The 21,456-nt window shown below is 72.8% G+C and carries 18 protein-coding genes; 11 read left to right on the forward strand and 7 right to left on the reverse strand.

Translation table 11 applies throughout. From position 1 onward, the window contains the following. Positions 1 to 201 precede the first annotated feature (201 nt). Positions 202 to 1,230 carry a YncE family protein gene (locus P696_RS0115890; RefSeq protein WP_034485027.1) on the forward strand — a complete coding sequence of 343 codons (1,029 nt, stop codon included), beginning with the start codon at positions 202 to 204 and terminating at the stop codon, positions 1,228 to 1,230. A gap of 25 nt (positions 1,231 to 1,255) precedes the next feature. After that, positions 1,256 to 2,461: an alpha/beta hydrolase gene (locus P696_RS52480; protein WP_051467700.1), complete on the forward strand. Its 1,206-nt coding sequence runs from the start codon at positions 1,256 to 1,258 to the stop codon at positions 2,459 to 2,461. A gap of 117 nt (positions 2,462 to 2,578) precedes the next feature. Here P696_RS52480 and P696_RS45855 read toward each other — a convergent pair whose 3' ends face one another. The 4 genes from P696_RS45855 to P696_RS45860 all read right to left on the reverse strand — a co-directional run bounded on the left by P696_RS45855 (position 2,579) and on the right by P696_RS45860 (position 7,763). Next, positions 2,579 to 3,805, reverse strand: coding sequence for a glycosyltransferase family 4 protein (locus P696_RS45855; protein ID WP_051467702.1), 1,227 nt, complete (start codon positions 3,803 to 3,805; stop codon positions 2,579 to 2,581). Positions 3,806 to 4,208: 403 nt separating this feature from the next. Beyond that, positions 4,209 to 5,441 carry a L,D-transpeptidase gene (locus P696_RS0115905; RefSeq protein ID WP_245627677.1) on the reverse strand — a complete coding sequence of 411 codons (1,233 nt, stop codon included), beginning with the start codon at positions 5,439 to 5,441 and terminating at the stop codon, positions 4,209 to 4,211. Positions 5,442 to 5,640: 199 nt separating this feature from the next. Then, on the reverse strand, positions 5,641 to 6,780 hold the full coding sequence (locus P696_RS0115910; RefSeq protein WP_245627678.1) for a L,D-transpeptidase: 1,140 nt from the start codon (positions 6,778 to 6,780) through the stop codon (positions 5,641 to 5,643). Positions 6,781 to 6,974: 194 nt separating this feature from the next. Then, positions 6,975 to 7,763 (reverse strand): VC0807 family protein, encoded by a 789-nt coding sequence (locus tag P696_RS45860; protein ID WP_157429728.1) that lies wholly within the window; start codon positions 7,761 to 7,763, stop codon positions 6,975 to 6,977. 229 nt (positions 7,764 to 7,992) lie between these two features. Between P696_RS45860 and P696_RS0115920 the strand changes: the two genes are divergently transcribed. Next, positions 7,993 to 8,463, forward strand: coding sequence for an SCP2 sterol-binding domain-containing protein (locus P696_RS0115920; RefSeq protein WP_051467704.1), 471 nt, complete (start codon positions 7,993 to 7,995; stop codon positions 8,461 to 8,463). An 18-nt stretch (positions 8,464 to 8,481) separates the two neighbouring features. Here the strand turns inward: P696_RS0115920 and P696_RS0115925 are convergent, their stop codons facing one another. Further along, positions 8,482 to 9,408: a LysR family transcriptional regulator gene (locus tag P696_RS0115925; protein ID WP_026413117.1), complete on the reverse strand. Its 927-nt coding sequence runs from the start codon at positions 9,406 to 9,408 to the stop codon at positions 8,482 to 8,484. 171 nt (positions 9,409 to 9,579) lie between these two features. Between P696_RS0115925 and P696_RS0115930 the strand changes: the two genes are divergently transcribed. Together P696_RS0115930 and P696_RS0115935 are read left to right on the forward strand one after the other, a co-directional pair. Next, positions 9,580 to 10,914, forward strand: a complete 1,335-nt coding sequence (locus tag P696_RS0115930) for a pyridoxal phosphate-dependent aminotransferase (protein WP_051467706.1) — start codon at positions 9,580 to 9,582, stop codon at positions 10,912 to 10,914. A gap of 226 nt (positions 10,915 to 11,140) precedes the next feature. Next, a complete protein-coding gene (locus P696_RS0115935) occupies positions 11,141 to 11,713 on the forward strand; it encodes a hypothetical protein (RefSeq protein WP_026413119.1) in 573 nt (190 codons plus the stop codon). Between the two features lie 266 nt (positions 11,714 to 11,979). Here P696_RS0115935 and P696_RS0115940 read toward each other — a convergent pair whose 3' ends face one another. Continuing rightward, positions 11,980 to 13,584: a Na+/H+ antiporter gene (locus tag P696_RS0115940; RefSeq protein WP_026413120.1), complete on the reverse strand. Its 1,605-nt coding sequence runs from the start codon at positions 13,582 to 13,584 to the stop codon at positions 11,980 to 11,982. 218 nt (positions 13,585 to 13,802) lie between these two features. On the opposite strand from P696_RS0115940, the gene P696_RS0115945 reads away from it, so the two are divergent. The 6 genes from P696_RS0115945 (at position 13,803) to P696_RS0115970 (ending at position 20,261) form a co-directional block, all read left to right on the forward strand. Beyond that, positions 13,803 to 14,369: a CGNR zinc finger domain-containing protein gene (locus P696_RS0115945; RefSeq protein WP_026413121.1), complete on the forward strand. Its 567-nt coding sequence runs from the start codon at positions 13,803 to 13,805 to the stop codon at positions 14,367 to 14,369. A gap of 187 nt (positions 14,370 to 14,556) precedes the next feature. Continuing rightward, entirely contained in the window at positions 14,557 to 15,594 is a 1,038-nt protein-coding gene (locus P696_RS0115950; RefSeq protein WP_026413122.1) for a GDP-mannose 4,6-dehydratase, read from the forward strand. 97 nt (positions 15,595 to 15,691) lie between these two features. Then, complete coding sequence (locus tag P696_RS0115955; protein WP_026413123.1) at positions 15,692 to 15,955, forward strand: UBP-type zinc finger domain-containing protein; 264 nt, start codon at positions 15,692 to 15,694, stop codon at positions 15,953 to 15,955. Beyond that, positions 15,955 to 17,535, forward strand: a complete 1,581-nt coding sequence (locus P696_RS0115960; protein ID WP_034485033.1) for an MFS transporter — start codon at positions 15,955 to 15,957, stop codon at positions 17,533 to 17,535. Before P696_RS0115955 ends, P696_RS0115960 begins: the two co-directional genes overlap by 1 nt. Positions 17,536 to 17,660: 125 nt before the next feature. Then, positions 17,661 to 18,539 (forward strand): LysR family transcriptional regulator, encoded by an 879-nt coding sequence (locus P696_RS0115965; protein ID WP_026413125.1) that lies wholly within the window; start codon positions 17,661 to 17,663, stop codon positions 18,537 to 18,539. 117 nt (positions 18,540 to 18,656) lie between these two features. Next, entirely contained in the window at positions 18,657 to 20,261 is a 1,605-nt protein-coding gene (locus P696_RS0115970) for a Na+/H+ antiporter (protein WP_026413126.1), read from the forward strand. 160 nt (positions 20,262 to 20,421) lie between these two features. On the opposite strand, the gene P696_RS0115975 is transcribed toward P696_RS0115970, so the two are convergent. Continuing rightward, positions 20,422 to 21,342, reverse strand: a complete 921-nt coding sequence (locus P696_RS0115975; protein ID WP_026413127.1) for an Lrp/AsnC family transcriptional regulator — start codon at positions 21,340 to 21,342, stop codon at positions 20,422 to 20,424. Between the last annotated feature and the right edge of the window lie 114 nt (positions 21,343 to 21,456).

Consider the following 21,456-nt stretch of genomic DNA (forward strand, 5'->3'; position numbering starts at 1 on the left):
GAGCGACGGGGCATCCCGAGCGTGTGGCCTGAAACCCGTCACCGCCTCGGTTCTCCTGGCCTCATGAGCCGGTGGTCCCGTGCCGTGGCGGCGTCGCCCCTGACGCGGCTTCCGGTCGCGGTCTCGCTCTTGTTCGGTCTCGCGGCCTGTGCCGGTGAGCAGCCCAGGGCGCGGATGGGACGGGGTGTCGCCACTCCGCCGATGGCGCTTCCGCCCACGCCGCCGGACGGGGACGGAACCGACGTGTACGCGCACGACCGGCCGGGGATGCTCAGCCCGGTCGTGAAGGGCATGCCCGCGCGCGTGTACGTCCCCGACACCAAGAGCGGCGACGTGATCGTCCTGGACCAGAGGACCTTCAAGCGGGTCGACCGCTTCAAGGTCGGCCGCGTGCCGCAGCACGTGGTGCCGTCCTGGGACCTGAGGACGCTCTGGGTCAACGACAACGACTCGAACGACCTCGTCCCGATCGATCCGCGCACCGGCAGGCACGGCAGGCCCGTCCCGGTGGACGATCCGTACAACCTCTACTTCACCCCGGACGGCCGTCACGCGGTCGTCATGGCCGAGCGCAAGGAGCGGATCGACTTTCGGGACGCGCACACGATGCGGCTCGTGACCTCGGTGAACGTCCCCTGCCAGGGTCCGAACCACGCCGACTTCTCGGCGGCGGGCGACTTCTTCCTCACCGCGTGCGAGTTCTCCGGGGACGTCCTGAAGATCGACACCGCCGGGCGCCGGGTGGCCGCCTCGATCAATCTCAGCAATCGGGCGATGCCGCAGGACGTGAAACTGTCACCGGACGGTCGTACGTTCTATATAGCGGACATGGCGTCCAACGGCGTATGGACGGTCGACGCGCGCACGTTCCGGAAGACCGGGTTCCTCCCGACCGGGAAGGGCGCGCACGGCCTCTACGTCAGCCGGGACTCGCGCGTCCTGTACGTGTCGAACCGAGGGGAGGGCACGATCTCGGTGGTGTCGTTCGCGACCGGCCGGGTCGACCGGACCTGGCGGCTGCCCGGCGGGGGCTCCCCCGACATGGGGGGAGTCTCGGCGGACGGAAGGGTGCTCTGGCTGTCGGGACGGTACGACGGGGTGGTGTACGCGATCTCGACCGCCGACGGGAGGCTGATCCGAAAGATCCGGGTCGGTACGGGTCCGCACGGTTTGTGCGTCTATCCTCAGCCGGGCCGTTACTCCCTGGGGCACACGGGGGTACTGCGCTAGTCGAAAACGGGGATCGGGGATCGGCATGATCGGGCCGCAGAACGTCTTGGTGTTCCTGCTGTTGTTGCTGGGGTTCGTCGGCGCCACATGGTGGCAGTACCGGGCCGGGAACCTGGCGCTGCGCCTCGTCGCGGCCTTCTGCGCCTTCCTCGCCGCCGCGCTGTTCGGGATCGCGGCGGTCAACCGCTACTACGGCTACTACCAGGGCTGGACCGACATCTACCGCGACATGGCCGAGGAGTCGGGCAGCAGCGGCCGGGGCGTCCCGGAGGTGAAGGCGTTCAGCGCCGGGTACCCCAACGCGCACGGGCAGAGCATGGCGGGCGGGCGGCTGGTGAACGTCCGGATGAACGGGCGCACGAGCGGGCTCGTCCGGCAGTTGCTGGTCTACCTGCCGCCGCAGTACTTCGACCCGGCCTACGCGGCCTACCGGTTCCCGGCCGTGGAGCTGCTGCACGGCTCCCCCGGCACGCCCACCGACTGGACCCGGCACATCCCGGCGCCGCAGACGCTCGCGCAGGCCGTCCGGGAGCGTCTGGCAGCCCCGGTGGTGCTGGTCATGCCCGACATCAGCGGCGGGCGGCGGCTGTCCGGGCAGTGCCTGGACGCCAAGGACGGCCCGCACGACGAGACGTTCCTCACCCGCGACGTCCCCGACTACGTGGCCGGGTCGCTGCGGGTCCGTCCGCCGGGCGACGGCTGGGGCCTGGCGGGCTACTCCGAGGGCGGCTACTGCGCGGCGAACCTGGCCCTGCGGCACACCCGCACCTACGGCGTCGCGGCGGTGCTGAGCGGCTACTTCCAGCCGCTGCCGACGAACCGGACGCCGGACGGCAGGCGCGACCCGTTCGCGGGCGACCGGCGCGTCCGCGACCAGAACACCCCGATGCGGGCCCTCGAGCGCATGGCCGCCGGGGCGCACCTGCCGCTGTTCTGGCTGGCCTCGGGCTCGCAGGCGGCGGGCGACACCTCCGCGGCCCGCGGCTTCGCCGGGCTGCTCCGCGCGCACCGGCAGGTCGCGCCGCTGACCGTGCTGAAGGGCAGCGGCCACGACTTCCGGACCTGGCGCAACGCGCTGCGCCCGATGTTCCAGTGGATGACCGAGCACCTCACCGGCGGCTCGGGCACCGGCCCCGCCCCGTCCCCCACCCGCGTGCCGCGCGCCGCGGGCGGCCACCTCACCGGCGCGTCCCCGGCGAACCAGGGCCCGCGCACCGTCCTGGGCCGCTGACCGGCCACGCCCCGGGCGCCCTCCCGGACGCGAACGACCCCTGACCGTTTCGCCCGGTCAGGGGTCGTCCGGATTCCGCGGGCCGTGAACCGCGCACGCGTGGGGTGACGCGACGGGTCAGCGGCCTTCGAGCAGTTCGGTCCAGAGGGGGCCGATGCGGTCCAGATGGTAGGAACCGGCGACTTCGGGCGCGGCCGTGCCGAGGCGGTCGCGCAGGTCGCGGTCGGACATGACGCGGTCGAGGGCCGCGGTGAGGGCGTCCACGTCGCGGGGCGGGACGAGCAGGCCGTTCTCGCCGTCCCGGATCAGGTCGGCGGGGCCGGTCGGGCAGTCGAACGACACGACGGCCAGGCCCTTGCTCATCGCCTCCAGCAGCACCATCGGCATGCCCTCGTACCGGGACGACAGCGCGTACACCGAGGCCTGCTCAAGCGCCCGCCCCATGTCGGTGCGCGGTTTCAGCTCGATCCTGTCCCCCACGCCCAGCTGGGCGATCTGCTTGCGCAGCTTCGCCTCGCGGGAGCCCGCGCCGTGGATGACCAGCCGCCAGTCGGGATGCTTGTCCGCCAGCGGCGCGTACGCGGCGATGAGCATGTCGAAGCCCTTGGCCCGGACGAACCGTCCGGCGGCGAGCACCACGGGCCTCTCCCGCCGGGACGGGCCGCCGTTCAGCTCGGGCAGGGCGTTCGGGATCACGACGATCCGCACCGGCGTCCCCGCGAGAGCCTCGGCGAACTCGGCGCGGGCGGTCTCGGTGAGGGTCGTCAGGACGGTCAGCCGGCCGTAGCGGCGGCGCATCTCCGCGCGCACCGTCGGCCGGTATCCGGCCAGGTGGCGGTGGTCCTGCCCGATGGTGACGACGTCCTTCGGGGCCAGCTCGGCGAGCAGCATGTTCAGCGACGGCCGGGTGCCGATGAGCACGTCGGCGGGCCGGTCCAGCAGGACGCGGACGAGCCGCAGGTCCGTCCAGAGGCTCCCGTGCCGGAACGTGGCCTCGTCGAGCTGGGTGAGGACGCTCGGCATGCGGCGCAGCAGGCGCTCCACGCGTCCGAGGGCGGGGCCGCGCGGCGGTGGACGGCGGTCGTCGACGAAGGTGACGCGGACGCCGTCCGGGATCGGGAAGAACGGCGTGTCCGCCGTCCGCAGGACGCTGACGATCTCGACGTCGTAATCGCGGGCGAGATGTCCGCACGTGGTCAGTACAGTCCTGATCGTCCCTCCTGTACCATGTGCGTGTTGGAGCAGCACCCGGACGACGGGACGCTCGCCGTGGGCGGGCACGAGTCGTCCGCGGGTGAAGAGGCGCAACAGGACGAACGCCGTCCGCCGGAGGATCCGGTGCATGACCCGGGCCGGGTCTTTCAGCCGGGCCTTCCAGTGCCGCTTACGGCGTTTTTTCGCGGCCCCGCCCCCGGCGGGTGCCTGCGCAGCTTGACGTACCACCATCCGAACCCCCGGTTCAAGGTAGATACGGTGCTCCCGGGGCCATCCTGCTCGACCGGACGGTGGAGCAGAAGGGTTTCCCCGACACGGGCGCGTCGTGCCCCGGATGCGACGTTTCTACCGGCCGGCGCCCATCGCCGACCGGTTCGACTTCGGCCGACGCCCCATCGCCGACCGCTTTGTGCAGGCTGACAGCGCGCCGACCACTCCCTTTTTCGGTCGGCTACGTGTCAGCCGGTTCTGGGTAGGCCGACACGACGCGGACCGATCCCACATCAGTCGGCGTCGCGCCTGGCACGCCGGATCAGCCGGCGGTGTTGACCTCCTGGCCGAGCGCGCTGCCGCGCAGCCACTTGGCCCACGACATCTGGTAGAAGCCGTAGCCGTTGTCCCAGGGCAGCTCGCGGTCGGTGCCGGTGATGACCACCGGGTCGCCGATGTAGGAGAAGCCGTAGTACCACTCGGCCTTGCTGGGCGGGGAGTTCACGCAGCCGTGGCTGACGTTCTGCCGTCCCTGCGCCCACGTCGTGGCCGCCATCGAGTGGATGTACTCGCCGCTGTCGGAGATCCGGACGGCGAACGGGATGACCTCCTTGTAGCCCCCGTTGGCCTTGTCCTCCGGCTTCACGCCCATCCATTCGGACGTCATGATCGCCGGGTTCTCCTTGCCCATGGTCAGGTGGACGCCGCTGGTGGTCTGGTAGATGTCCACCCCGTTGCGGATCCGCCCGCCGCGTCCGGCGCTGATGCCCCAGCCGTTGACCTTGACGCCGTTCTTCTTCACCACGAGCCGGTGCGTCTTGACGTTCACGGTGACCATGTGCGCGTCACCGATCCGGAACGAGCGGTCGACGTCGGCGACACCGTAGGTGCGCTTGCCCGACTTCACGCCGGAGAGCTTGGCGCTGAAGGTGATCTTCTGGTTGGGCTGCCAGTACGTGCCGTTCTTGGTGCGGAAGACGACGTGCTGGTCGTCGGTCCACTTCCAGGCGCCGACGGCCGGCTTCTGCGAGCGCACCTCGAGGGCCTTCTCGACGGCCTTGCGGTCGCCCACGGCGCGGTTGAACGCCACCATGATCGGCATGCCGATGCCGACCTTGCCCGAGCTCGGCGTGACGTCGGTGATCGCCAGCTCGTTCCCGGCCTTGACCGTGCCGAACGAGCTGCTGGCCGACGCCGTCTTGCCCTTGGGGCTGCGCGCGGACGCCTGGACCTGGTACTGGGATCCGGGACGCAGCGTCCGGGACTGCCAGGTCGTCTTGTCCGCCGACATCTCGCCCTCGACGGGCTTGCCCTTGCGGGTGACGACGACCTGGTCGAGGGTTCCGCCGGCGACCTTCACCGTCACGCCGGCGTCCGGCGCGGCGCGGCCGTCCCCGTTCCCCGGTGTGATCGTCAGCTGCGGCGTTCCCGCCTCGGCCTTGCCGTCGACGTTCGCGCCCTCGTGTTTCTCCCCGCCGCCGCACGCGGTCAGCGCCAGTGCCATCGCGGTCAAGCCCGCGCCCGTCCGCACCCCCACGGTGAGCGTCCGCCCCACGTCAACCTCCAGAGACCCCCGCTGTATGGCGGAGACATTAGCGACAATTGTCGCCAATGTGGGGCTTGATCGGATTGTTCTCGTGGTCCGAGATCAAAGCGTTGCAAAAACCCCCGGGGTGTACCCGGGGGTTCGCGGAGTCCGTCGGCCGGGCCGGGAAGGCCGCGGGGCTCGGGAGGAACGCGGCAGGTCAGGACCCTCAGGCGAGGGCGCTGCCCGCCTTCCACTTGTCGAAGGACATCTGCCAGAAACTCCAGCCGTTGTCCCATTCGACCTGGCGGGTGCTGCCGGTCAGGCTGAGCACGTCGCCGCGCTGGGCGATCTCGTGGTACCAGCGCGCGTTGGCCGGGCTGAGGTTCAGGCAGCCGTGGCTGGTGTTCGCCGACCCCTGGATGCCGACGTTCCACGGCGCGGAGTGGGTGTACTCGCCGCTGTTGGAGAACCGGACGGCCCAGTCCACCTCGGTCTTGTAGTAGCCGGGGTCGCCGGGCTTGCGCCCCGGGGACACCATCGTCACGTGGCCCTCGGCTCCCATCAGCAGGTGGACGCCGCTGGTGGTCGTGTACTCGCGGGTCGATCCGTTGCCCGCGCTGAACGGGATGTGGCGGATCTTCTTACCGTCCCGGTACACGTTCATCCCGTGGGAGGAGATGCTCCCCTTGGTGATCTGCTCGGCCCCGATCTGCATCGTGGCCTTGGAGTCCTTGGCACCATAAACGCCGTTCCCGACGTTGACCCCGGCGAGCTTCGCGTCGACGCGCACCTTCTGGTACGGGGCCCAGTACGTCTTGGTGCGGTAGACGACCTGGTCGTCGCCGATCCAGCGCCAGGCGCCCTCGACGGGCTTCTCCGGCGTGACCGTCAGCGCGCGCTCGACGGCGGCCTTGGCCGTCCGGGTCGGGACGGCGCGGTTGAAGCGGACGAAGACCGGCATGCCGACGCCGACCTTCTCCCCCGTCCGGTTGGGCGTGATGTCGACGACCTTGAGCGTCTTGCTCGGCTTGAGGGTGCTGAAGCGGCTGGTGACGCTGACCGGCTTGTCGCCGCGCCTCCCCTGGGCGGTCACGGTGTAGTCGGTGGCGGGGACGAGCGTCCGGGACGACCGCCAGCTCTTGCGGTCGGCCGCCAGCTCCCCGGCCACCGGCGCGCCGTCGCCGCCCTGGAGGGTGACGCTCTCCAGCGTCCCCGAGGTGGCCTTGACCTCGACGGTCCCGTCGGGCTTCACGGCGGTCGCGCCGTCCCCGGGGGTGATCGTCACGGGGCTGGACGACTCGGCGGCGAGCCGTCCCTTCGCCGCCGCCTCGTCACCGCCGCCGCAGGCCGACGTCAGGAAGAGCACCGCTCCCGCCCCCACGGTCACGACAGCCCTAAAAAGCCCCTTCGCCATGCAAATCCCCCCAGATCCCCAGATGGCGTACGGAAGGAAATTTATAGGATATTTAGGCATGACCCAAACGAGAACAGACCCCGACCGGAACGGCTCGACCGTGCCGTGGGCCCAGGGTTGGGCGTGCCGGAATCAGAGGTGGCGGATCAGGCGGCGGCGGGGTCGGCGTTGACCCGTCCGACGCAGCGCCTGAACCCCCACACCGAGGCGGCGACCGCGACCGCGCCGATCGCCGCGACCAGGGACGTCCGCACCCACAGGAACACCGTGATCGACTGGTGGAGCAGCATCCACAGGCTGAGCCCCGTGTTCAGCAGGAACACCGACGCCCACAGCAGCGACACCCGCGAGAAGAACCGCCGCACCCGGACGTGCCGCAGGAACGGCTCGGGCATCGGGACCATGTCGGTGGCGAGCTTCTGCGCCAGCGGGCGGCGCAACGGCACCGAGGCGAGGAACGAGACGCTGACCATGAGCGTCCCGAGCGTCGGCTGCAGGAAGTACACCATCGCGCTCTGCGTCGCGGCGGCCAGCCCGGCCCGGACGGTCACGCCGAGCGCCGCGAGCATCAGCATCCCGGTCACCCCGTGCCCCCGCGCGCACCGCCAGGCGATCCCGCAGTACACCCACGCCACCGCCGCGATCAGGCCGCCGTTCAGCCCGAACAGCGCGAACGCGGCGTAGAAGACCGCGACGGGCGCGATCACGCCCTCAACGAACCGCGGCGCGGCGTGCCGCAGCAGCACCGCCAGCCGCGGCAGCTCGAACCCGTGCCCGCCGTCCCACCCGAACGCCTGCCCGCCGTGCCGCCCCAAGCTGCGCCCGCCGTTTCGGGCGACGCCGTCCGGCCCGCGCGCGGGCAGGGCCGGACGCACGGGCACGGGTTCCCCGGCCGCGTCCGGGCCGGTGCCCCCTTCTGCCACGGTCTCGTGCATCGAGCCTCACGCTCCCGCGTGCCTTGCGACGTTGGCCCCGGCATCGTCCGAGGGTTCGCCCCACGGTACGTGAAGATCCGGGCCGCGCCGGATCCGTCCGCCCGGACGAACCGGTCCGTCCGTCCCCCTTGACCGTATTGGACTCATCGTTAACAGTGCGGAGACCGGATCCCGCCGGACGGCACCACCGAGCGGATCCCCCATCGAGAAGCTTCACCGAGGAGGCGTCATGGGCACGCAGATCCCGTCCGAGGCCGGCGACTTCGATCAGATGCTGGAGTCGGTGAGCACCCCCGCCGAGCTGCGGGAGCTGCTCAACGCCGACGGCGTCGACGACAAGGTGGTCGCCGAGTTCGCCCGGGCCGCCGGGGTGGACGGCGTCCTCGACCGGATCTTCGGCCTGATGGGCACCCGGTTCGTCCCGGACAGGGCGGGCGGCGGGGCCGGCAGCGTCCAGTGGGACATCACCACCCCCGACGGCCCGCGCACCTACCACCTGGACATCGCCGCCGGCCGCGCGACCGGCGGACGCGGCGCCCCGGAGAAGGCCACGGTCACCCTCGCCATGTCGCTCCCCCACCTGCTCCGGCTCTGCACGGGCGAGCTGAACGGCGTCACCGGCGTGATGTCCGGCAAGATCAAGGTCTCCGGCAACATGATGTTCGGCGCCAAGATGCAGGGCTGGTTCGACTACAGCTGACCAAGGCCTCCGGGACGGTCAGGCGTCCGGGAGGGTGGGGCCGGCCTGGCGGGCGGCCGAGTAGAGCGTTCGGAGGGTCACCGCGACGGCGGGACGGCGGACGCTCGCGGCCCGGGTGACGGCGTAGACCTCGCGGGCCAGGGTGCAGTCGGGGATCCGGCGGACGGCGACGCCGCGGTCCCCGGCGGCGAGCGCGAGGGCCGGGACGGCGGTGATCCCGAGGCCGCGCGCCACCAGGCTGAGGATGGTGTGCAGGCCCTCGAACTCCCACGGGACGGGCCCGGTGCCGCCGACCTCGTCCAGCAGGCGGTCCACGGCCTGCCTGGACGGCTCGCCGGGCGGGGCCGCCATCCATGGCTCCTCGCGCAGGGCGCGCAGGTCCACGGGCCGCTCAGGGTCGGACAGCGGGTGGTCGGCCGGGACGACCAGCACGAGCGGGTCGCGGCGCAGCCGGAACACCTCCAGGGACGCCGGGGCCTGCTCGGGGAGGGAGCCGGTCCAGTCGTCCACGAGGGCGATGTCGACCTCACCGCCGCGCACCTGCGAGACGCCGTTGCCAAGGCGGGTCTGCCGCAGCACGAAGGTCAGTCCCGGGTAGTCGGCGAGGCCGTGGGCCAGGGCCGGGGCGAACGCCACGGCGGCGGTGGGGAACGCGGTCACCGCGATCCGGCCCATGGGCGCCTCGGCCTGCGCGGACAACTCGGCCTCGGCGACCTCCACGAGCCCGAGGATCTCCTCGGCGCGAGCGGCGAGGCGGCGTCCGGCGTCGGTCAGTTCGGCGCTGCGCGCGGTGCGGTCGAGCAGCGGGACGCCCGCCTCGCGCTCCAGCGTGGCGAGCTGCTGGGAGACCGCGGAGGCCGTGTAGCCCAGGGCCTCCGCGGTCGCGGCGATGCTGCCGCGGCGGGCGAATTCGGAGAGCAGTTTCAGTCGGCGCACCTCAAGCATAAGAACAGCTTACGGTGACCATCGTTGAGAGGAGCTTGTCATGATGCTCCCGACCGACCAACATTGAAGGTGTCCCGGCCGGGTCACCGAAGAGAGTCGATCACTCACAGAGTGCGACCTCACTTTCCGTCACTCAGAACACCCCTTTTCACTCCTCTTCAGGAGCTCTTGATGCCTGCCCTGAGTCCGTCCACACTCCGGCCGGTCCAGACCACGCCGCGACCCGTCGCGCTGTCCGCCACGCTCGCCGTCAACGAGGCCCTGGCCCGCCGCGCCCGGGCCGGTCTTCCCGTGCTGCCGCTGGGGTTCGGCGAGGCCGGGATCCCGATCCATCCCGCGCTGGTGCGGGCCCTGTCCGAGGCCGCCGACCGCGGGGGGTACGGCCCGGTCGCCGGGTCCGACGAACTCCGCCAGGCCGTCGCCGGCTACTGGACGCGGCGCGGACTGCCCACCGCGCCCGACCGGATCGTCGCCGGTCCGGGCAGCAAGCCGCTGCTGTTCGCGCTGCTGCTGGCGCTGGGCGGCGCGGTGGCGGTGCCCGCGCCGAGCTGGGTGTCGTACGCGGCACAGGCCCGGCTCCTGGACGCCGATCCGGTGATGATCGCCACCCCGCCCGGCGAGGGCGGGACGCCGAGCCCGGCGCTGCTCGCCGACGCCTGCGTCCGGGCCCGCGCGGCCGGACGTCCGCTGCGCGCGGTCGTGGTGACGCTCCCGGACAACCCGACGGGCACGCTGGCCTCCGCTGGAACGATCCAGAAGCTGTGCGAGGTGGCCCGCGACAACGACCTGGTCATCATCTCGGACGAGATCTACCGCGACCTGCTGCACGATCCGGCGCAGACGGTGCAGAGCCCCGCCCTGTGGGCGCCCGAGCGGACGGTCGTCTCCACCGCGCTGAGCAAGAACCTCGCCGCGGGCGGCTGGCGTCTCGGCGTCCTCCGGCTCCCGGAGGGGCCGTTCGGCGCGCGGCTGCGCGACTCGGTCGTCGGGATCGCCAGCGAGATCTGGTCGAGCGCGCCCGCGCCCGTCCAGCACGCCGCCGCCTACGCGTTCACCGAACCGGAGGAGCTGGTCGAGCGGATCGACCTGAGCCGCCGCCTGCACGCCTCGGTGGTGCGCGCGGTCGCCGACCGGTTCACCGTCGCCGGGGCGACGGTGCCGCGGCCCCGCGGCGGCTTCTACCTCTACCCGGACCTGGACCCGCTGCGCGACCGCCTGCGCGCCGACCACGGCGTGACCACCGGGGCCGAGCTGACCGGCCTGCTGCTGAAGGACTACGGCGTCGGCGTGCTGCCCGGATCGGCCTTCGGCGACGCCACGGACGCGCTGCGGATGCGCGTCGCGCCGAGCCTGCTCTACGGCGCGGACGACGAGCAGCGGCTCGCCGCCCTGGAATCGTCCGACCCGGCGTCCCTGCCGTGGATCGCGACCGCGCTCGACCGGCTGTCGGAGGTGCTCTCCGACCTGACCCGCGACGCCCTCGAACCGCTGTCCGAAGTGTGCTGACGGATTACTGACCGGATCCGGACCGCCCACCGCCGGGGACCACCGGCCCATCCCGCCGCCATCACGGGATGGGCCGGTTTCCGGTGGTGTAATCTGCGTCGTCGCGTGGGGCAATCGCCGATAAGCACCCAAGTGCGGTTCCAAGCACGGTCGTGCCGCGATTGCCCAGGGTAGAGCCAGAACCACTGCGATGTCACGGATGTGATCAATGGAGGCGGGGCACGCCATGAGGCATGCACGGGACGGCGCGGCGGCCGCGATGAACGCCGCGTCCCGGGTGCTCGTCGCCCGAGGCAAGAGCGAGCCGCAAGAGGTGGAGAACCCCGACGTCGCCTGGGGCCAGCGCGCGCGGGACGGGGTGTGGGTCCCCACCAAGGACGGCCAGCGCATCCACATCGGCGTCGACCTCACGGCCGCCGACACCGTCCCGCAGGTGCTGCGGCCCACGCTGCGGGTCTTCGTCGGCGTCGACGCCGACACCGACCTGGTCGCGCAGACCACCGCGCACGGCGTGCGGCTGCTGACGGTCATCCACGGCCCGAACGCGCCGATGGAGTTCCGGTTCCCGATCTCGCTGGCCGACGGGCTGACGCTCGAGGCGATGCCGTCCGGCGGGTACGACGTGGTGCACCTGCGCTACGGCGCGACGGTCGGCCGCTTCTACAACCCGTGGGCGGGCGACTCGATGTTCCGCCAGATCAAGGCCGACTACGTGCTGGACGGCCAGTCCATCACGATGCGGGTGCAGCACGAGGGCGCGACCTACCCGGTCATCGCCGACCCCAGCTACGCCCGCTGACCCCGACGCCGGCGCGCTCCCCGCCGGCGCCCCCGGTCGCCCCCCACCGCCGCCCGGCCGCCCGACGGCCCGCCCCCGGCGAGACACCCCCCACAGCGCCCCGGTCGCCTCCCGAGCGTCCTTCCGCTCGCCGCCACGGCGACCCCCGGCTCACACTCCCCGCCAGGCTCCTGGCTCGCCCCCCGCCGGTGCTCCCGGCTCGCGTCCTGCTCGGCGCGTCCCCTCCGGTCGAACGTGGTGACGGCCTCGTGTCCTCCCCGAGACCGTCAGCCGTTGGGCCGCCGCATGGAGATCGGCTCGGCGAAGTCGAGCTCGCTCCCCACCTGACGCAGCGTCCCGGCGCCGATCTTGCCCCTGCGGTAGAGCGTGTCCAGCTTGGCGCGCTGCGCCCGGACCAGCTCGGCCCGCACCCGCATGCTGCCGGGCGGCTCCCCCCGCTCCTCGCGGGCCTCCTCCTCGCCCTCGCCGTCCTCCTCCATCTCCTCGAGGAAGTACTCGACGCGCTCCAGCCGCAGTTCGAGCATCTGCCGGAACGCGTCGGCGGTCTTCTCGTCCACGTCCTCGGCCTCGGCCATCTCGTCCAGCCGCGCGAGCGCGGCGTTCGCCGCGGCCTTCCGGGCGATCATCGACTCGCGGCGCCGGCGGTCGGTCTCGACCAGGCCGAACCGGCGCAGCAGCACCGGCAGCAGCGGCGCCTGCCCGACCAGGGTGACGAGCACCACCAGCGCCGTCAGCAGGACGTGCAGCTCGCGGTCGGGGCCCACGGCGGCGGGCAGCGACAGCGCGATCGCGAGCGAGATCGCGCCGCGCATCCCGGAGAACCCGATGACCAGGCGCTCGTGCCAGCCCATCCCCTCCTGGCTGACCCGGCCGCCGGGCAGCAGGTCGGCGAGCGGGCGGTTGCCGAGCTCCCACGCCACCCGGACGCCGATCACCACGGCCGACACGGCGAGCCCGATCCAGGTGACCTCCCACCAGGACCGTCCGCCGGGCTGGTGCAGCAGCTCGCGGATCTCCAGGCCGAGCAGGACGAACAGCGCGGATTCCAGCAGGAACGTCCCGATCCGCCAGAACATCGTTCCCAGCAGCCGGGACGCGGGCTGCAGCAGGCCCTCGCCGTGCGTGCCGAGGTAGAACCCGGCGACGACGGCGGCGAGCACCCCGGACCCTCCGAGGCTCTCCGCCGGGATGTAGGCCAGGTACGGCGTCGCCATCGACACGATGATCTGGCTGCTCGGATCAGAGATCCACCGCCGCACCCGGCGCACGACCAGCCCGACGACCAGGCCGTAGCCGACGCCGCCGACCACCACCTGGACGAGCCGGACCGCCCCGTGCCCGACCGTGAACGGCGCGGTGATCGCCTCCACGGCGAGCCCGAACACGGTCAGCGCGACCCCGTCGTTGATCAGGCTCTCGCCCTCCAGGATCGTCGTCAGCCGGGGCGGCGCCCCGACCCGCTGCATCACCGAGGTCGCGGCGACCGCGTCGGTGGGCGCGACGGCCGCGCCGAGCGCGACGGCGGCGGCCCAGCCGGTGCCGGGCAGCAGCCAGTACACGGTCCCGGCGACGGCGACCGTGGTGACCAGGGTCAGCCCGACCGCCAGCGTGAAGATCGGGAAGGCGTTGGCGCGGGTCTCCCTGGGGGCGGAGAAGAACGCCGCGTGGTACACCAGCGGCGGCAGGAAGCCGAGCAGCACCAGGTGCGGCGAGACCACGACGTTCGGCAGCCCGGGCATGAACCCGGCGGCGATCCCGAGCACCACGAGCAGGATCGCGTCCGGCACCCCGAGCCGGTGGGCCAGGGCGCGGGCCAGCAGCACCACGACGGCCACGACCAGCAGAACGACGAACAGGCGTTCCTCCTCCACGAGGTGATCGTTCCCCGTCCGCCGGGCCGAGTATCCGGAATGCGGACAGGCCCGATGACCAGGAAAGGGACGGGGCGTAACCGCGGGATGCCCGGGATGGGACGGATCGTCGTCCGGGCGGACTAGGGTGAGACCGCGTCGCGCACCCCACGGCCCGGTCCGCGCCTGCCGTGGCGACGCGACGGACCGCCCCCTCGGTCTCCGAGACTGGAGTGACCGTGATCTTCACCCATGACACCGAGCACGCCCTGGCGACCGTGGTCGACCTGGTCAACACCGCGCCCGCGGCGGGCGGCGAGGAGGGCCTGCCCGACCTCGCCGCGCTGCGCGAGCTGCTCGAGCGGAACGAGACCAGCGACGTGTCCGGGCTGGCCGAGCGGGACCTGGAGGTCGTGCGCGGCCTGCGGGACCGCTTCCACGCGGTCTTCCTCGCCGCGGACGACCCGCCGGCCGCCGTGGCGCTCGTGAACGAGGTCGTCGGCGGGGTCCGCACCACCCCGCACCTGACCGACCACGACGGCTACCACTGGCACATGCACTACTTCGAGCCGGGCGCGCCCCTCGGCGAGCACCTGGCGGCCGACTGCGGGATGGCCCTGGCCTTCGTCGTCGCCGCCGGGGAGCTGGACCGGCTGCGCACCTGCGAGGCGCCCGACTGCGGCCGGGTGCTGGTCGACCTGTCCCGCAACCGCTGCCGCCGGTACTGCGACAGCCGCACCTGCGGCAACCGCATGCACGTGGCGGCCTACCGGGCCCGCAGGCGGGACGCCCAGGCCCCCGCCTAGCCGCGGGCCCGGCCCGCCCGGACCCGGCCGTCCGGGCCGCTGCTCGGGCGAAGGCCCAGGCGACCGGGCCCCCGCCTAGGCGAACACCCCGCGAGGTCGCTAACCTCGTGAACCAGAATCTCGTTCATCTCCCGGTCCAGGCCGCAGGATGGGCCCCGTGAACCACTAGGAAGCCTTGGAGGATCCCCTGTCCAGGCGCGCACTGATCACCGGCATCACCGGTCAGGACGGCTCGTACCTCGCCGAGCACCTGCTCGCCGAGGGCTACGAGGTCTGGGGGCTGGTGCGCGGGCAGGCCAACCCGCACGTGGCCCGGCTGCGCAAGCACGTCGGGGACGTCCGGATCACCACCGGCGACCTGCTCGACCAGGGCAGCCTGATCTCCGCCGTGGAGCGGGCGCAGCCCGACGAGGTGTACAACCTCGGCGCGATCTCCTACGTCCCGATGTCGTGGCAGCAGGCGGAGCTGACCGCCGAGGTCACCGGCATGGGCGTGCTGCGCGTCCTGGAGGCGATCCGGGTGGTGTCGGGGATCGGCGGCTCGCGCACGCCGTCCCGGGACGAGCAGATCCGGTTCTACCAGGCGTCCTCGTCGGAGATGTTCGGCATGGTCCGGGAGACCCCGCAGAACGAGCGGACCCCGTTCCACCCGCGCAGCCCCTACGGGGTCGCCAAGACCTACGGGCACTACATCACCCAGAACTACCGCGAGTCGTACGGGATGTTCGCGGTCAGCGGCATCCTGTTCAACCACGAGTCACCGCGCCGGGGCGCCGAGTTCGTCACCCGCAAGGTGACGCTCGGAGCGGCCCGGATCAAGCTGGGCCTGGCGTCCGAGCTGCGCCTGGGCAACCTGGAGGCGCGCCGCGACTGGGGCTTCGCGGGCGACTACGCGCGGGCGATGCGGCTGATGCTGGCGCAGGAGACGCCCGAGGACTACGTGATCGGCACCGGCAAGACCCAGTCGGTGCGCGACCTGGTCGACTTCGCGTTCCGCACCGCCGGGCTGAACTGGGAGGACCACGTCGTCCTGGACGACCGGTACACCCGTCCGGCCGAGGTGGACCTGCTGTGCGCCGACCCGAAGAAGGCCCGCGCGCAGCTCGGCTGGGAGCCCGCGGTGACCTTCGAGGAACTGGTCACCATGATGGTCGAGTCGGACCTGCGGCTGCTGTCCGGGTCGGCCCGTCCCGAGGACGAGCCGTTCAGCCCCGACCACTGGTGACCTCCGGGCCGTCCCCCTGGTTCTGACGGGTCGGGCCCCCCACCGGGGAGATCACCTCGGGGTGCCCGCGGTTCCGGCGGCATGCGACGATCGGACCATGAGCGTTTGTGAACACGTGTCCCAGTTGCCCACGCCCGAACCGGCCCCCCGCACTCCCGAAGGCTGCGAGGAGTGCCTGCGGAACGGCACCCGGTGGGTCCACCTGCGCGTGTGCCTGGAGTGCGGGCACGTGGGGTGCTGTGACTCCTCCCCCAACCGGCACGCGAGCGCGCACGCCGCCGCGGACAAGCACCCGGTGATCCGGTCCTTCGAGCCCGGCGAGGACTGGCGCTGGTGCTTCGTGGACGAGCAGATCGTCTGATGGCCGAGATCCGGCTGTCGCAGGCGCGCGGGCGCTGGATCCTGCTCGCGACCGTGCTCGGCTCGGGCGTGGCGTCCCTGGACGCCACGGTCGTCAACGTCGCGTTGCCGAAGCTGGCGGACGACCTGTCGGCCTCGATGGCCGATCTCCAGTGGACCGTCAACGCCTACACGCTCACCCTCGCCGGGCTGATCCTGCTCGGCGGGTCCCTCGGCGACCGGTTCGGCCGCCGCCGGGTGTTCGTGATCGGCGTGGTGTGGTTCGCGACGGCGTCGGTGCTGTGCGGCGCCGCGCCGGACGTCGGGACGCTGATCGCCGCGCGGGCGCTGCAGGGCGTCGGCGGGGCGCTGCTGACCCCCGGCTCGCTGGCGATCATCCAGGCGTCGTTCGACAAGGACGACCGTCCGCGCGCGGTCGGCGCCTGGTCCGGGCTGTCCGGGGTGGCGGGCGCGGTCGGCCCGTTCGCGGGCGGCTGGCTGGTGGAGGCCGCGGGATGGCGGTGGGTGTTCCTGCTGAACGCCCCGCTCGCGGTGATCGTGGTGCTGGTGGCGCTGCGGCACGTCCCGGAGACCCGCGACCCGGACGCGACCGGGCGGTTCGACATCGCGGGCGCGGTCCTGGCGGCGCTGACGCTGGCCGGGACGACGTACGCGCTCACCGAGGCCCCGAGCAAGGGCGCGGGCAGCGGGGTCATGGTCGCCGCGGTGGTCGGGATCGGCTCGGCGGTCGGGTTCGTCCTGGTGGAGCGGTGGCTCGGGCGCGGCAACGGGAACGGGAAGCGGCCCCAGCCGATGCTGCCGCTGACGATGTTCGCGAACCGGGAGTTCTCCGCGGTCAACGCCGTCACCTTCGTCGTGTACGGCGGGATGGGCGTGATGTTCTTCCTGTTCGTGCTGAACCTCCAGGTCGTGTCGGGGTTCTCGCCGATCGCGGCGGGCACGGCGCTGCTGCCGGTGACGGCGCTGATGCTGCTGCTGTCCCCGCGCGCGGGCGGGCTCGCGCAGAGGATCGGGCCGCGGAGGCCGATGACGGTCGGCCTGGTGCTCGCCGCGCTCGGGATGGCGCTGGTGTCGCGGGTCGGGGAGCACGCGTCCTACTGGCGGGACGTCCTGCCCGGCGTGGTGGTGTTCGGGCTCGGCCTGTCCGCGATGGTCGCGCCGCTCACCGCGACGGTCCTGGCGAGCGCGGACGTCCGGCACGCTGGCATCGCGAGCGGGGTGAACAACGCGGTGGCGCGCGCGGCGGGCCTGCTGGCGGTCGCGGCGATCCCGCCGCTGGTCGGCCTGACCGGGGACGCCTACCGCAACCCCGCCAAGTTCGCCGACGGGTTCCGGTCGGCGATGCTGATCTGCGCGGGCATGCTGCTCGCCGGGGCCGTGCTGACCCTGTTCACCGTCCGGGACGACGTCCTGAAGACCGCGCCCCCGGAGCAGGAGCCCGAGTGCCACATGCACTGCGCGGTCGGCGCGCCGCCGCTGGAACGCGAGCGGTCCGCGGTCCCGGCCGGCGCCGCGGCCGAGCCCGGTCCGGCGGGCGCGGCCGGAGGCCCGGCGGGCCCCGTGGACACCGGAGGCGGCTGACGCGCACGGGTGACGGCCGACTGATTCGTCCGGGATGTCGTCACCCTCGGTGTCGGCGGCGCGAATCTCGGGCCGATTCCGGCTATGTCCAGGACCGGATCAGTTCGTTGTCATACGGTGCGAGCATGAATCTGCGGCAGCTGCGCTATGTCGTGGCGACCGCCGACCACGGCACCATGACGTCGGCGGCCCAGGCGCTCTACGTGGCCCAGCCCGCGCTGTCCCGGGCCGTCCGGGAGCTGGAGCGCGAGCTCGGGGTGGAGCTGTTCGCCCGGTCCGGACGTGGGGTGGTGCTGACGGCGGCGGGCGAGCAGGTGGTCCGGCACGCGCGGGTCGCGCTGTCGGCGGTCGAGGCGATCGAGAGCCTGTCGGCGGGCGGCGCGGGCGGCCGGGGCGCGGACCTGCGCATCGCCACCACGCTGTCCCTGGAGCCGGAGCTCACCGGGCGGCTCATCCCCCGGTTCGCCCGCGACCAGCCCGCCGTCCGGGTCCGGGTGGTGCGCTGCCCGGGCGCGGCGCACGCGGCGGCGGCGCTCCGGCAGGGCCGCGCCGACCTCGCCCTGACGGATCTTCCCGTCCCCGGCGACCTGGTCGCCCACCCGGTGGACCAGCGGGAGGTCGTGCTGGTGTCGCCGCCGACGCTGAAGCTGCGCGAGCCCGTCCCGACCGCCGCGCTGAACGGGATGAAGCTGATCCTGCCCGGACGCGGCACCGCGCCGCGCGCCGAGATCGACATGATGCTGGAGCGGGTCGGCGCGTCCCCGGTCGCCGCGGTGGAGTCGGAGGAGCGCGGCGCGTGGCTCGGCTGCGTCCGCGCGGGCATGGGCTCGCTGCTCTGGTACCGCAACCAGCTGGACGACACCGACGGACTGGCGGTGCGCTCGTTCATGCCGCCGCTGACCCGGCTCGTCGGGATCGTCCACGCGCACCGGCAGCTGCCCCCGGCCGCGCGGGACTTCCTGGCCTTCGCCAAGGACGATCCGCGCTCCGTCCGCCATCCCTGACAGGACCGGCCGGGCACCGCCCCGCCGTCCCGGAGCGGACGAGCCGAGTGCCGTCCACCGCCTCTGACCTGCCCGCCGACGGATCGGGCACCTCCGGCGGCGTGTCATGATCGGGGCGTGGAGACGAAGCACGCCCTCTGGCTACTGGCGGTGCCGGTGGTCGCCCTCGCCGTGGCGGCGCTGGCCCGGCGCACCCGGATCGCCGCCCCGCTCGCCCTGGTGATCGCCGGACTCATCTGCTCGTACCTGCCCGGCGTGCCGAACTTCGGGCTCAATCCCGACTTCGTGCTCTACGTGTTCCTGCCGCCGCTGCTGTTCTCGGCGGCCTGGCAGAGCAGCATGGTCGACCTGCGCGCCAACCTGCGTCCGATCACGCTCCTGTCGGTCGGGCTGGTCCTGTTCACCACGCTGGCCGTCGGCTGGGCCGTCCACCTGGTGGTGCCGGGGCTGCCGCTGCCGGTCGCGCTGGTGCTCGGCGCGATCGTCGCCCCGCCGGACGCGGTCGCGGCGGTCAGCGTCGCGCAACGGCTCGGGCTGCCCCGCCAGACGGTGACGATCCTGGTCGGGGAGAGCCTGTTCAACGACGCGACCGCGCTGACGGCGTTCCGGGTCGCGGTCGCCGCCGCCACCGGCGCGGGCTTCACCTGGCTGGACGGCGCGGGCCGGTTCGCCTACGCGGCGATCGCGGGCACGCTCATCGGGCTGGTGCTCGGCCCGCCGCTGCACTGGCTGCGCACCCGGCTGAACGACCCGCTGGTGGAGAACGCCGTCGCCGTCCTCGCCCCCTACGCCGCGTACCTGACGGCCGAGGCCGTGCACGGCTCCGGCGTGATCGCGGTGGTGGTCAGCGGCCTGTACCTGGGGCACCGGTTCACCGAGTCCGCCGCGATCACCCGGCTCATCGGGCACTCGTTCTGGAAGATCGTGGTCTTCCTGCTGGAGTCGGTGGTGTTCCTGCTCATCGGGCTCCAGCTGCCGCCCGTCCTGGACGCGGTGTCGAACCGGTCCTGGGAGAACCTGGCGTGGTGGGCGGTGGTCACGTTCGCCGCGACGGTCGTCGCCCGGTTCGTCTGGCTCTTCCTGGTGTCGTACGTGCCGCTGAGGCTCGGGATCTTCCGTCCGCCGTCCGAGGGGCACGATCCCGGCTGGCGCGGCCACGTGGTCGTCGGCTGGGCGGGGATGCGCGGGGTCGTCTCGCTCGCGGCGGCGTTCGCGATCCCGTTCACGACCACGTCCGGCGCGCCGTTCCCGGACCGCGACCTCGTGCTGTTCCTGACCTTCACGACCGTCCTCGCGACGCTCCTGGTGCAGGGGCTCACCTTCCCGGCGCTGATCCGGATGCTCGGCGCCGCCGGCGGGGAGCGCGAGACCTACACCGACACCGTGGCGGAGGCGGGGGCGCAGCACGCGGCGGCGTCGGCGGCGATCAGCCGCCTGGACGAGCTGGCGGAGTCCGAGGACCTCGACGAGGACGTCGTGGAACGGCTGCGGCACCTGGCCGAGCACCGGCAGCTGCGGGCCTGGGAGAGGCTCGGCGGCGGGACGGGACCGGAGGGCGCCGAGGTGCCGAGCGTGACCTACCGGCGGCTGAGGCGCGAGATGCTCGCCGCGGAGCGCGCCACGTTCATCCAGATGCGCGACGAGCGGCGGCTGGACGACGCGGTGTTGGCCCACATCCTGCACGAGCTCGACCTGGAGGAGGCGTCCCTCCAGCGCGACTGACGCGCGTCCCCGAGGCGCGCGGGCCCGGCTCGAACGAGCGGGGTGCGCGGGCGAGGGGTCAGCGAGCGGGGTGGTGGACGAGCCGTCCCGGACATGACGTCCGGGACGGAACGGTGTTGTCCCTCACGGCGTGCGGGACGGGGCGGGGGTTCCGAACGGCTCAGGCGGGGCCGGCGCCGTTCGGGGGTTTGTCCGGCAGTTCGACGGCATAGGACTCCTTGACCACGTCGAGGTGGTGCCAGGACTCCCGGACCGTCACGCCCGGGATGGCCCGGACGGCGTCCAGGACCTCGACCAGCTCGGCCCGCGACGACGCCTCGGCCTGGCCGACGATGTCGTAGCGTCCGAACCCGGTGGCCAGGTACCTCACGCCCTCCTGCTCGGCGACCGCCTCGGCGACCCGGCGCAGTGGCCCGGTCACCAGCAGCCCGAACCCGCCGAGCTCGGCGGCGCCGAGTGCGAGGGGGTCGGCCAGGCCGGTGACCTGGATGACGCCGGACCGCATCAGCCGGACGACGCGGGCGCGGGTTGCGGCCTGCGAGAGTCCGATGATGTCGGCGAGCCGGGTGTAGGGCGCGCGACCGTCGCGCTGCAGTTCCTGCAGCAACCGCCAGTCGATGTCGTCCAGGGTGATCCGGTCCAGGGTCCGGACCACGGCGTGCGCGTCCCGGACGGTGGCGACGGTGCGGAACACCTCGGTCGCCTCCACCCCGGGCACCGAGCGGATGTGGTCCACCTCGGCGGCGAGCGCCGCGTCGTCCCGGGTGCGGACCTGGGCGACCAGGTCGTGCGGCCCGGCCGTCAGCGCCGTGAACCCGACGGCCGGCCGCTCGGCGACCGCGAGGGCCACCTCCCGCGCCGGACCCGACACGGTGATCGACACATGGCCGACCGCCTCCGCCCCGACCACGGCCGAGTGCACGATGCCCACGACCCGGACCACTTCGGTCTCGAGCAGGCTCTGCACCCGTGCCCGCACGGCCGTGCGGGAAAGCCCCACCCGGTCGGCGAGCGCCTGGAAGGTCGCTCTGCCATCCCGCTGGAGCTCGCGGACGAGCACGGCGTCGACCGCATCCAGCACGGCTGTCCTCCTTCGCGATGCGATGAAACTTTTTGTCGGAACTGCAAGATCATTCCATTTCACGGCGGTCCGCCGTCAAATATTGATCTTGCTCGTGTTCGCCGGGACCGGCCG

Origin of the sequence: Actinomadura oligospora ATCC 43269 (assembly GCF_000518265.1) — a bacterium.
Classification (GTDB): Bacteria; Actinomycetota; Actinomycetes; order Streptosporangiales; family Streptosporangiaceae; genus Spirillospora; species Spirillospora oligospora.